Below are 12,019 nucleotides of genomic sequence, written 5' to 3'. Positions count from 1 at the left end.
GGTCGCCGGTTCTCAGACTTCCCGTTCGTATGCCTCCCTGGCCAGCTCCAGGTAAAGCGCACGCTCCTCGGCATTGAGCGCTGCCATCAATGCATCGGCACGCTCAAGGTAAAGCTGCTCGCCAGACTCGCCCGTCTCGCGCTCGAACGCCTCCAACTGTTCATGGTAAGGCGCTGCGAGCGCTTCGAACCGCTCGGGGTAGCGGTTGCGCACATACCCTTGCCAAAACTCCCGCTGCGCCAGCGCATTGCTCAGTGCCTCGGTACTTTCACCGGCAACGACCTGTGCGCGGGCGCGCAGAATTCGTGTTCCCGTTACACCGCTGTGCTCGGGGTAATGCATGTGCTGGGGCTGGGCCGGCAAGCCCAGGGGGTCAGCCAGGTTGACCCGATAGGCAAGGTAAACCTCAATGTCATCCACCGACGCGTAAGGGTTCTGGCGCATCTCCTCGATGTGCCGGGTCGCGATACTGTCTACCTGATCCAGGCGATAGAGCGAGCGCCCCAGCCGTAGCAAGGTGGCTTCGGCGCGCGCTGTGCCAGCCTCCGCGCTGTGCAAGGCGATGTGGGCCCTGACTTCCAGTTGGCTGAGTATGAGCAGCAACTGATCCTCGCAGGTTCTGGGCCCTTGCACCTGCCAGAAAACGGCCTCACGCACATCGGTGTTGTCTGCACAAAGCTCAAGAATCCGCCATACCCTGGCACGGTAGTAGCGCGGGTGGTCACGGAAATCGTCAGACCTGGCAAAATCCGCCAGATACCTGAACAGGTCTGCCGATTGCGGTTCTTCGGCCAACCTCGCCCATAGCGCTCTGCGCTGTTCCAGCAAGTCCCCGGTAATGCTGCCCAACCACCGCTCTTGCAGGTTGGCATCGGCGATGGCGTGATGGTAAGAGCTGCGCCGATTCGCGGGGTAGTCACTGCTGGCACTGCGCGAAAGCAATGACTCACTGGCCTCATCCAGCGGGTTGTCGTGTAACGACAGGCGCTGCAATCGACCATTGAGGTTGCGTAGATCATCGGTGACTTGGCGGATCTGGTTTTCACGGAAATCGACAAGCCCCCTCCACGGCAACGCCGAAGCGTTGGGCAACGCTTGCAGCCCTGTGGCGCGCAACGATACTTCGCGCAAGTGGCGCAACCCGGAAAGGTCGGGGACCAGGCCCAGCGGGTTGTAGGTCAGATCCAGCTGCTGCAGCATGGAAAGGCTTGCCAGCCGGAGATTGCTCTGAGCATCGAAGGCAATCCGGTTCCCTGCCAGGTGCAGCCTGCGCAGAGCGGTCAGGCGCTCCAGGCCTGCCGGCAGGGTGACCAACTGATTGTCCCGCAGGTCGAGCTCACGAACGCCGGTGAACCTGAGCAGGAACTGTTCATCCATGTGGTCGAGGCTCATGTTACGCAACGTCAACCGCTGGACATGAGTGAATTCGACGCCTTCGGGGAGGATCGGCAGACTGCCCACCAGTTCACCCTCGATATGCAGGCTGAAATCATCACCTGCCAAGCCTGCCGTCTTGCGCCGCCAGGCCCGGCGGATCTGGCTGGCCACACGTTGTCGCCTGCGCCCATCCAAGAAGCTCACGCGCTCACGTTGCCAGGCATCCAGCGCGTCGCGCAAGCTATCCAGCTGCCGCTGCAGCGTGCTGAGGTGGTCCCAGAGCCCGATGCGGCGCTGCATCAGGTCACCCAGGTAGGCGTCAAGTTGTGCGTCGGTCAGGGTTGGGAAGATTTCATGTATCCCGCGGCGAATCGCCTGACGGCTACTTTCTCCCCTTCCACTGAGTGCATAACCGAAACGGCCGTCAGCGAAGCGCTGCGGCGGGCGAAAGCGTTCTCCGATCGGCCGCAAGCCCATCAACTGAGCTGTCTTTTGCCGGTCAGCGCTGGCCACTTGAGCAACCCTGTTGCCTAAAGCACGGGCGTCAACCGAGCCCTCCCCGAGCGCCACTTTCTGGCCCTCCTCAAGTGTCTGAATCAGGCAGGCCAACAACCCTTGGCCAATTATTGGCTGCGTGGCATCACTCAGCTGATAGCCCTGCTCGGTCTGCACAAGGCACCGCACGCGGGTCGCAGTGATGCTTCCCACCGATGCGAGCAGCCGCCCCTTCGCTTCGCCCAGGCGCAGTTCAATGCGAACCGAAGCCGGCCAGGGCGCGAGTTCGTTGACCCACTTGAGCACCAGGCGCTGAGTGGCATCGTTGACCGCGCCTTGGTGCTCGAACCCCAGCAACGCACGGTCCAGGCGGCTTTCGCGCAAGAGCCAACGGGCGCGCTCGGCCATTTCCAAGGGTATACGGCCAGTGGTGAGCAACGCCTTGACCTGCTCACCACTGGCCTGTTCGAGCACGCTTTCAGCGCCGCGAACGGACAGCCCAGGGAAGACCCTGATCAGCAATGCGCCAGCAGCAGAAGGCTGATCTTGCCGAGCTGCCAGTTCACGCTCCAGGGCGGCCCCCTGCAGGTGCGGCTCAAGGGTATGCAGTTCGTGGCGCTCATGGGCATCGAGCAGGCGAGCAGGAGGAGCTTCGCCCTGCAGGTGCACGTGGCGCAGGTGATCCTGCTCAAGCCCGGTGACGCGCAGTAGCGTTTCGGCACTTTGGTCTGATATTTGCGCCCAGCGCCCACCTAAGCTGCGCAAAAGTGCCCCTCCACCGTCAATGTGGTGAGCCGAAACGGGCCAGTCAGCCAGCCGGTATCGCCCCTCACCCTCATGCAAGGGGGTAAGCGCATCGACAAAAGGGATGCGCTCAAGCACCCGGCCTACGCCTACCTGCGCGGCGCCGATCACCGTGCCGACCGCCAGGTTCTCTGCCACGCCAAACAGGTGATCCAGCGCCCCCTGCCGATCGCCAATGCGCCAGTCGGCATAACCTTTGTACACTTCGCTGACAACGTCCACCGCTGCCACGGCCATCATCACCTCGCCCAACACCGGAACGAACAGCGCCGCCAGGTTGAGCAGATCGAAGCCAGCACTCTTGAGCACTTCCAGGCGCTGATGTCGCTCGATCGCAGTCTCGTCACCGGTGGGCACTGCCAGGACCCTTGCATCATCGAGTATCTTGTCCACCTGCTGGGCCCGCAGATAGGCGAACAAGGGCATATCGATCGAGAAATTGCGCCCATCCAGATCAACTGGCTGCTTGCCGTCGCTCGCCTGGATCAGGCGTTCGAGGGTTGCCGTGAAGGTCGGTTTATCACGCTCACTGATGAATCGACAGAAAAACGAACGGTAATGGGGTGCACGCAGCTGTTTGGCCAACGACTGATAGAGGGCGGCCCAGGTGGGGTACCTGGCGATCTGCCGGTAGGGATCCTGTGGTATCCAACTGATGATTCCCGAGAGCGGCCCTGCGGCACTGTCGCGCATCTCGAAGGCTACGGGGCCATGGATGCGTTTGCCCAACAGGTACAGCTGGCGAGCCGTGGCGATGCCTGATGCCGCCGGCACGATAGGTTTGCTTGCGCACACAGGCAACAGACGCAGGTAGTCGACATCGTCCAGCTCGGACCTGATCCTGGCCATGCGCACCGCAACTTCCATCTTCGCGCGCAGGTTCTCTTCGAGCACCCGCTCCACCGCTGCGCGGGCAAACCCTTCAGGCGCAGGGGGCCTGCTTTTCGGAAACAGCCGCGCGTGCAACATTTCCTGGTAGCGCCCCCCTATATCCAGCGTTCTACAACAGCTGGCAAACGCTTCGAATGCCAGCGGCAGCTTGATGCCGTGAACGTCCTGCAGATGGGCACGGCGATGAACCGAGGGACGCGTCTCGGCCTCATGAAAGTTGTGCAATGCCGCCGTCAGCAAAGGCTGGTTGCTATGTAGCGTCGTCCACGGGGTATGCAGACGGGGCGCCGCACTGGGCAAAGGCACATCGTTCTCGATGTAGACCTTCATGTTGCGCACGTCTGCGTCGGCCAGGCCACTTTGCCCCAGCGCAGTCTCGAGCAGCGGCGTGGCAAAGGCCTCGATGCTCGGCATCTGCGCCAATAGGTTTCTGACGCCTTCAGCAGCGGCCTGCTGATGACGCAACGCCCGGTGCAGGGTGAGAAGCAGATCGACATCGGCAGACTTCAACCAGCCTGGCAGCTGGCCGGCGATGAAGGCATCGACGGAATCGGAAGGAATCGCAATGGCGGACACGGTATGAGCTCCTGGTGATTAGCCAGCGAGCTCATCATGTGTTTCGCGCCCTCAGGTGATACTTAAATCTGGGAGCGGAACGCGGTGCAAGTAATCGTTCGGATTGCCGAACGCGGCTTATCAACTCATTCGGTGTTCCGACCAATCCGTGGTGCAGAAAAACCTTCACAGAGGGTTCATGCCCAGGCTTTGCGCGGGGTTATGATCTGTCACAGGGCTTGGCACGACTCATGCTCTACACTTGGTAGCCGAATGCACTCGCTTCTTGCTGTATTCGTTGAACGAAAGAGTCCGCCAACGGCTCCATAAAAAAAACAAACACGTCGAGGAAAATTTGATGCGTATCGTTCGTCAATTGCTGGGCGCCGCCATCGCGGCCGCTGTGATCGCTTCGCCGGCCATGGCCGAAGAACTGACTGGCACCCTGAAGAAGATCAAGGATTCGGGCACCATCACCCTGGGCCACCGCGACTCCTCCATCCCGTTTTCCTACCTGGCCGGTAAACCCGAGCCTGTGGGCTACTCCCACGACATCCAGATGGCCGTGGTCGACGCCCTGAAGAAGCGACTGGGCACCGACATCAAGGTCAGGTACAACCTCGTCACCTCCCAGACCCGCATCCCGCTGGTGCAGAACGGCACCGTCGACCTTGAGTGCGGCTCCACCACCAACAACGTCGAGCGCCAGCAGCAAGTCGCCTTCTCGGTGGGCATCTTCGAAGTCGGCACGCGCCTGCTGACCAAGGTCAAGGATGGCCAACCCTCCTATAAAGACTTTACCGACCTGGGCGGCAAGAACGTGGTGACCACCGCCGGCACCACCTCCGAGCGCATCCTCAAGGCGATGAACGCCGACAAGCAGATGAAGATGAACGTGATTTCCGCCAAGGACCACGGTGAAGCCTTCAACATGCTCGAAAGCGGCCGCGCCGTGGCCTTCATGATGGACGATGCCCTGCTGGCCGGTGAAATGGCCAAAGCGCGCAAGCCTGCGGACTGGGTCATCACCGGCACGCCGCAGTCTTACGAGATCTACGGCTGCATGATGCGCAAGGGTGACGAAAGCTTCAAGAAAGCCGTCGACGATGCCATCGTGGGTTACTTCAAATCCGGCGAGGTCAACAAGAGCTACGAGAAGTGGTTCATGCAGCCGATCCCGCCTAAAGGTCTGAACCTCAACTTCCAGATGAGCGATGAACTGAAAAAGCTGATCGCCGAGCCGACCGACAAGGCCGCGGACGAGAAGAAATCCTGATCCTCAGTTAGTGGCCGGGTGCGCACGCGCACGAATCAATCCTGCAAGCCACTCATTAGTGTCTAACCTTTCCTCCGAGGGCGCCAAGCGCCCCCGGATGCTCGAAGGTGCCCGTGAAACAACCGTCTGAGGGGAAATCCCGATGAATTACAACTGGGACTGGGGCGTGTTCTTCAAGTCCACCGGCGTGGGCAGCGAAACCTATCTGGACTGGTACATCACCGGTCTGGGCTGGACCATCGCCATCGCCATCTCTGCCTGGATCATCGCGCTGCTGCTGGGCTCGTTGCTTGGCGTCATGCGTACCGTGCCGAACCGCCTGGTATCGGGTATCGCCACCGCCTACGTGGAGCTGTTCCGCAACGTACCGCTGCTGGTGCAACTGTTCATCTGGTACTTCCTGATACCAGACCTGCTGCCTGAAGGCCTGCAGGAGTGGTTCAAGCAGGACCTCAACCCGACCACCTCGGCATTGATCAGCGTGGTCATCTGCCTGGGCCTGTTCACCGCCGCCCGCGTGTGCGAACAGGTGCGCACCGGTATCCAGGCGCTGCCGCGCGGCCAGGAAGCTGCCGCCCGCGCCATGGGCTTCAGCCTGCCGCAGATCTACAACAACGTGCTCTTGCCGCAAGCGTACCGGATCATCATTCCGCCGCTCACCTCCGAGTTCCTCAACGTGTTCAAGAACTCTTCGGTGGCATCGCTGATCGGCCTGATGGAGCTGCTGGCACAGACCAAACAGACCGCAGAGTTTTCCGCCAACCTGTTCGAGGCGTTCACCCTGGCCACGCTGATCTACTTCACCCTGAACATGGGCCTGATGCTGCTGATGCGCCTGGTCGAGAAAAAAGTCGCCGTGCCTGGCCTGATTTCCGTGGGGGGCAAGTAAATGGAAATGGATTTCAGCGAAATCATCCCGGCCCTGCCCGCCCTCTGGGAGGGTATGGTCATGACCCTCAAGCTGATGGTCATGGGCGTGATCGGCGGTATCGTGCTGGGCACGCTTCTGGCATTGATGCGCTTGTCGTCGAACAAGCTGCTTTCGAACCTCGCCGGTGCCTACGTCAACTACTTCCGCTCGATCCCGCTGCTGCTGGTGATCACCTGGTTCTATCTGGCCGTGCCTTTCGTGCTGCGCTGGATCACCGGGGAGGATACCCCGGTGGGTGCCTTCACCTCGTGCGTGGTGGCCTTCATGATGTTCGAGGCCGCCTACTTCTGTGAAATCGTCCGCGCCGGCGTGCAGTCGATTTCCAAAGGCCAGATGGGCGCCGCGCAAGCACTGGGCATGAACTACGCCCAGACCATGCGCCTGATCATCCTGCCCCAGGCCTTCCGCAAGATGACCCCGCTGCTGCTGCAGCAGAGCATCATCCTGTTCCAGGACACCTCGCTGGTCTACACCGTGGGCCTGGTAGACTTCCTCAATTCGGCACGTTCCAACGGCGACATCATTGGGCGCTCCCATGAGTTCCTGATCTTCGCCGGGGTCGTCTATTTCCTCATCAGCTTCTCCGCTTCGTGGCTGGTCAAGCGCCTGCAAAAAAGGATCACCGTATGATTTCCATCAAGAACGTCAACAAGTGGTACGGCGACTTCCAGGTACTGACCGACTGCAGCACCGAGGTCAAGAAAGGTGAAGTGGTGGTGGTGTGCGGCCCTTCGGGCTCGGGTAAATCCACACTGATCAAGTGCGTCAACGCCCTGGAACCGTTCCAGAAAGGCGACATCGTGGTCGATGGCACGTCGATTGCCGACCCCAAGACCAACTTGCCCAAGTTGCGCTCGCGAGTCGGTATGGTGTTCCAGCACTTCGAGCTGTTCCCGCACCTGACCATCACCGAGAACCTGACCATCGCTCAACGCAAGGTACTGGGCCGCAGTGAAGAGGAGGCGACCAAGAAGGGCCTGGCCCTGCTCGAACGAGTCGGCCTCAGCGCGCACGCCAAGAAGCACCCAGGCCAACTCTCCGGTGGCCAGCAACAACGTGTGGCGATCGCCCGCGCCCTGGCCATGGACCCGATCGTCATGCTGTTCGACGAGCCGACCTCGGCGCTGGACCCGGAAATGGTCAGCGAAGTGCTGGATGTGATGGTGCAGTTGGCCAACGAAGGCATGACCATGATGTGCGTGACCCACGAGATGGGCTTCGCCCGCAAGGTCGCCAACCGGGTCATCTTCATGGACAAGGGCAGCATTATCGAAGACTGCACCAAGGAAGAGTTCTTCGGTGACCAAGGTACCCGTGACCAACGCACCCAGCACTTCCTCAGCAAGATCCTGCAACACTGAGCCGGCCACAGTAACCGCTGCCCAGGGCTCCACCGGGCAGCGGATGCTGGTCGTGACAAGGCCACTGTGATGAAATGCGACCCCTCGCTTCTTCTCCCTGCCAAGCCTGCCGTGAAATCCCGCCTGATCCGCCAATTGCTGCTGCCGCCCCTGATCATCCTGCTGATGGTCGGGCTGGGCCTGGCTGGCTACCTGATCAGCGAGAGCAACGGCATACGCGCCCTGAGTGAAAACGGCGAGCGCCAGCTGGAGTTGCACGCGCGTACGGTCGAAAGCGAAATCAGCAAGTACACCTACCTGCCGAGCCTGCTGGAGCTCGAAGACAGCGTCTCGCACCTGCTCACCGACCCCGACGGCGGCTCACGCCAGGCCGTCAACGAATACCTCGAAGGCCTCAACCGCCGCAGCCGCAGCCGGGCCATCTTCGTGCTCGATACCAATGGCCGGGTACAGGCCACCAGCAACTGGCGCGATGCCGACTCGTTCCTCGGTGAAGACCTGTCTTTCCGCGCCTATTTCCAGACCGCCGTGCGCGGCGAGCCGGGCCGTTTCTACGGCATTGGCAGCACCACCGGCGAGGCCGGTTATTACCTGGCCCACGGCCTTGAAGAACACGGCAAGATCATTGGCGTGGCGGTGATCAAGGTACGCCTGGACACCCTGGAAGAGCGCTGGCAGCGCGCCCGCCTGGAAGCGTTCGTCAGCGACGAAAACGGCATCATCATCCTCTCCAGCGACCCGGCGCGGCGCCTGAAGTCGGTGCGCCCCATGACCCCGCAGATCAAGGAGCGCCTGGCGCGCAGCCTGCAATATTATTGGTGGCCGCTGAACGAGCTGCAGCCGCTGGCCCGTGAGACGCTGGCCGATGGCGTAGAGAAACTGACGTTCCCGGCCAACAGCGAAACCGCCCACGGCAAACCGCATGAGGTGGCCTACCTGGCGCAAACCCGGCGCCTGGTGGATACCCCCTGGCATTTCACCCTGCTCACTCCCCTGCAGGACCTGCGCCGCGAGTCGATGGTGCAAGGCATTCTGGTAGGCGTGGCGTTCGCCCTGCTGGCGATCCTGGGTATCGCCTGGAACGAGCGGCGCAAGGTGATCGCCACCCGCCTGGCTGCACGCGAAGCGCTCGAGGAGGCCAACAGCCAGCTGGAGCGGCGCATCGCTGAGCGCACTGCCGACCTGCGCGCCAGCAACGAAAGGCTCAAGGGGCAGATCCGCGAACGCCGTCATGCCGAGCAGACCCTGCGCCACGCCCAGGACGAACTGGTCCAGGCCGGCAAATTGGCCGCCATTGGGCAGATGTCCACCAGCATCGCCCACGAGCTCAACCAGCCCCTGGCGGCGCTGCGCACACTGTCCGGCAACACCGTGCGCTTTCTCGAACGAGGTGCGCTGGACACCGCCAGTACCAACCTGCGCACCATGAACGAACTGATCGACCGCATGGGCCGCATCACCGCCAGCCTGCGTTCGTTCGCCCGCCGCGGTGACGACCGCGGCCAGGCCTCGCTGGCCAAGGCAGTGGAGGCCACCTTGCAGGTGCTGGCCACTCGCATCAGTGGCTGTCACCTGAAGCTGCACAGCCAGTTCGACGACCTGCAACTGGCCATTGACCAGACCCGCCTGGAGCAGATTCTGGTCAACCTGATCGGCAACGCCCTGGATGCCATGGCAACCCAGCCGGCACCTGAGCTGTGGCTGGAGGGCGAGTTGCAGGGCGACAAGTATCGCCTGCGGGTACGTGACAATGGCCACGGTATCGATGACGAGGCGCGCAAGCACCTGTTCGAACCCTTCTTCACCACCAAACCGGGCGAACACGGCCTGGGCCTGGGCCTGACCCTGTCGGCGAGCCTTGCTGCCGCCGCCAAGGGCAGCCTCAACGTCGAGCATCCTGTCAGTGGCGGAACGGCCTTCGTTCTCACCCTGCCACTGGTGTCCCCCCCTAATGAACCGGCAGAGCTCCCATGAACCAAGCGCCTCTTACCGTCCTGATCGTCGAAGACGACCCGCATGTGCTGCTCGGCTGCCAGCAGGCGCTGGCCCTGGAAGATATCGCCTGCGAGGGGGTCGGCAGCGCCGAACAGGCGCTGGAACGGATCGGCGATGACTTCGCCGGCATCGTCGTCAGTGACATCCGCCTGCCAGGGATCGACGGCCTGGAACTGCTCAACCGCCTCAAGGCGCGCGACCGCAGCCTGCCGGTGGTCCTGATTACCGGCCATGGCGATATCGACATGGCCGTGGGCGCCATGCGCAACGGTGCCTACGACTTCATGGAGAAGCCGTTTTCGCCGGAACGCCTGGTCGACGTGGTGCGCCGCGCACTTGAACAGCGCGGGCTCTCGCGCGAAGTGCTGGCCCTGCGCCGCCAACTGGCCGAAAAGAGCAGCCTGGAAGGCCGCATCATTGGCCGCTCCCCCGCCATGGAGCAACTGCGCGAGCTGATCGCCAACGTTGCCGACACTTCGGCCAACGTGCTGATCGAGGGCGAAACCGGCACCGGCAAAGAGCTGGTCGCACGTTGCCTGCACGATTTCAGCCGACGCCAGGGCCAACCTTTTGTGGCGCTCAACTGTGGCGGCCTGCCGGAAAACCTGTTCGAAAGCGAGATCTTCGGCCACGAGGCCAATGCGTTCACCGGCGCGGGCAAGCGTCGCATCGGCAAGATCGAGCATGCCAACGGCGGCACGCTGTTCCTCGATGAAGTCGAGAGCATGCCGATCAACCTGCAGATCAAACTGCTGCGGGTATTGCAGGAGCGCACCCTGGAGCGCCTGGGTTCGAACCAGAGCATTGCGGTGGACTGCCGCGTGATCGCTGCGACCAAGGCCGACCTCGATTCGCTTGGCAAAAGCGGGCAGTTTCGCAGCGATTTGTACTACCGCCTCAATGTGGTGACCCTGGAGTTACCACCGTTGCGCGAACGCCGTGAAGACGTGCTGCAGCTGTTCGAACACTTCCTGCAGCAATCGGCGCTGCGCTTCGACCGGGAAGTACCGACACTGGACAGCCAGACCCTGTCGCGCCTGATGGCCCACGACTGGCCCGGCAATGTGCGTGAACTGCGCAACGTTGCCGAGCGCTATGCCCTGGGCCTGCCGGCATTCAAGAAAGGCCCGAGCGGTGGCGCCAGCCAAGGGCTGGGCTTTGCCGAAGCGGTCGAAGCGTTCGAGCGCAATCTGCTCAGCGATGCCCTGCAGCGCACCGGCGGCAACCTCAGCCAAGCCAGCCAGGAGCTGGGCATGGCCAAGACCACGCTGTTCGACAAAGTGAAAAAGTACGGGTTGGGCTGAACGCCCACCTGAGGGGCCTGCACTGTCATAACCCGGCAAGGTGCGCCACGTCCTCACGATGTGACTGCAGATAAGGCAGCACGGCCCCCAGCAGCGGTGCCTTGAAGGGTTCCTGGAAACGATGTGCCAACCCCGGGATCAGCCGCAGCTGGCTACCACGGATATGTGCCGCCAGGTGCACCCCATGCATCACCGGCAATAACGGGTCAGCCGTACCATGCACCACCAATGTCGGAACGCGCAGCTGGTTGAGTAGCGCTACCCGGCTTGGCTCGGCCAGGATCGCCATGATCTGGCGCTTGGCACCTTCCGGGTTGAACGCCCGATCATAGGCCACCGCAGCCTGCTGCAACAAAGCGGCCCGGTCATCATGCACCCGCGGGCTGCCCAATGCCGCCAGCAAGTCAGCCTGCTGCTCGATGGCCACTTCCCGGTTCGGCGCACTGCGCCGGGCCAGCAACTGCACCAGGGCTGGGGCCGGCGCCGGCAGCCCCGCCGCACCAGAGCTGGACATGACCAGGGTCAGGCTGCGCACCCGCTGCGGCGCAATCGCGGCCATGTGCTGGGCGATCATCCCGCCCATGCTCACACCCAGCACATGGAATTGGCCAATCCCCAAGGCGTCCATCAGGCGCAGCCCGTCACCGGCCATGTCGGTCAGCGTATAGGGCGCGGCAACCGGCAGGCCGAACTTGTAGCGCAACAGCTCGACCGTGAGGTTGGCCGAGGGCGGCTGTTGGTTCCAGCGCGACAGGCCAACGTCACGGTTGTCATAGCGAATGACCCGAAAGCCTTGCAGACACAAGGCCTGGACCACGTCATCGGGCCAGTGGATCAGTTGCCCACCCAGCCCCATGACCAGCAGCAACGCAGGGTCCTGCGGCGCGCCGACACTTTGGTAAACCAGGCTCAGATCGCCCGCCTCGGCCCGTTGAACCGGGACATGAGGGTCACAACGCTGATCGGCGAAGCTCGCTGGCACGCTGAGAAGGAACACGAAAAAAAGCAAAAAAGCCCGCATGAAAGAAAC

The 12,019-nt window shown here is 62.3% G+C and carries 8 protein-coding genes; 6 read left to right on the top strand and 2 right to left on the bottom strand.

Features of this window, described 5'->3' with window-relative positions; genetic code table 11:
- Window positions 1–12 precede the first annotated feature (12 nt).
- Window positions 13–4,143, bottom strand: coding sequence for an NEL-type E3 ubiquitin ligase domain-containing protein (locus OSW16_RS05640; RefSeq protein WP_267821391.1), 4,131 nt, complete (start codon window positions 4,141–4,143; stop codon window positions 13–15).
- Window positions 4,144–4,480: 337 nt separating this feature from the next.
- Between OSW16_RS05640 and OSW16_RS05635 the strand changes: the two genes are divergently transcribed.
- The 6 genes from OSW16_RS05635 (at window position 4,481) to OSW16_RS05610 (ending at window position 10,989) form a co-directional block, all read left to right on the top strand.
- Window positions 4,481–5,398, top strand: a complete 918-nt coding sequence (locus OSW16_RS05635; protein ID WP_267821389.1) for a glutamate/aspartate ABC transporter substrate-binding protein — start codon at window positions 4,481–4,483, stop codon at window positions 5,396–5,398.
- A 142-nt stretch (window positions 5,399–5,540) separates the two neighbouring features.
- On the top strand, window positions 5,541–6,287 hold the full coding sequence (locus OSW16_RS05630) for an amino acid ABC transporter permease (RefSeq protein WP_267821387.1): 747 nt from the start codon (window positions 5,541–5,543) through the stop codon (window positions 6,285–6,287).
- Window positions 6,288–6,959: an amino acid ABC transporter permease gene (locus OSW16_RS05625; RefSeq protein WP_267821385.1), complete on the top strand. Its 672-nt coding sequence runs from the start codon at window positions 6,288–6,290 to the stop codon at window positions 6,957–6,959. It abuts the gene before it with no gap.
- Window positions 6,956–7,690: an amino acid ABC transporter ATP-binding protein gene (locus tag OSW16_RS05620; RefSeq protein WP_241804858.1), complete on the top strand. Its 735-nt coding sequence runs from the start codon at window positions 6,956–6,958 to the stop codon at window positions 7,688–7,690. The genes OSW16_RS05625 and OSW16_RS05620 overlap by 4 nt, the downstream gene beginning before the upstream one ends.
- Before the next feature lie 69 nt (window positions 7,691–7,759).
- Complete coding sequence (locus OSW16_RS05615; protein WP_267821383.1) at window positions 7,760–9,664, top strand: sensor histidine kinase; 1,905 nt, start codon at window positions 7,760–7,762, stop codon at window positions 9,662–9,664.
- A 47-nt stretch (window positions 9,665–9,711) separates the two neighbouring features.
- A complete protein-coding gene (locus OSW16_RS05610) occupies window positions 9,712–10,989 on the top strand; it encodes a sigma-54-dependent transcriptional regulator (protein ID WP_241804932.1) in 1,278 nt (425 codons plus the stop codon).
- A gap of 25 nt (window positions 10,990–11,014) precedes the next feature.
- On the opposite strand, the gene OSW16_RS05605 is transcribed toward OSW16_RS05610, so the two are convergent.
- The gene (locus tag OSW16_RS05605; RefSeq protein WP_267821378.1) at window positions 11,015–12,010 is read right to left on the bottom strand and encodes an alpha/beta fold hydrolase; all 996 of its coding nucleotides are present in this window, start codon (window positions 12,008–12,010) and stop codon (window positions 11,015–11,017) included.
- Between the last annotated feature and the right edge of the window lie 9 nt (window positions 12,011–12,019).

This window comes from Pseudomonas putida, assembly GCF_026625125.1.
GTDB classification, from domain to species: Bacteria; Pseudomonadota; Gammaproteobacteria; order Pseudomonadales; family Pseudomonadaceae; genus Aquipseudomonas; species Aquipseudomonas putida_X.
The sequence above is the reverse complement of the archived record's forward strand: the minus strand, read 5'-3'. Positions and strand labels throughout refer to the sequence as shown.

Excerpts from the sequence above, each read along its gene's own strand:
- OSW16_RS05620 (WP_241804858.1), top strand. The coding sequence starts at position 6,956 with ATGATTTCCATCAAGAACGTCAACAAGTGGTACGGCGACTTCCAGGTA.
- OSW16_RS05635 (WP_267821389.1), top strand. The coding sequence starts at position 4,481 with ATGCGTATCGTTCGTCAATTGCTGGGCGCCGCCATCGCGGCCGCTGTG.
- OSW16_RS05615 (WP_267821383.1), top strand. The coding sequence starts at position 7,760 with ATGAAATGCGACCCCTCGCTTCTTCTCCCTGCCAAGCCTGCCGTGAAA.
- OSW16_RS05630 (WP_267821387.1), top strand. The coding sequence starts at position 5,541 with ATGAATTACAACTGGGACTGGGGCGTGTTCTTCAAGTCCACCGGCGTG.
- OSW16_RS05625 (WP_267821385.1), top strand. The coding sequence starts at position 6,288 with ATGGAAATGGATTTCAGCGAAATCATCCCGGCCCTGCCCGCCCTCTGG.
- OSW16_RS05605 (WP_267821378.1), bottom strand. The coding sequence starts at position 12,010 with ATGCGGGCTTTTTTGCTTTTTTTCGTGTTCCTTCTCAGCGTGCCAGCG.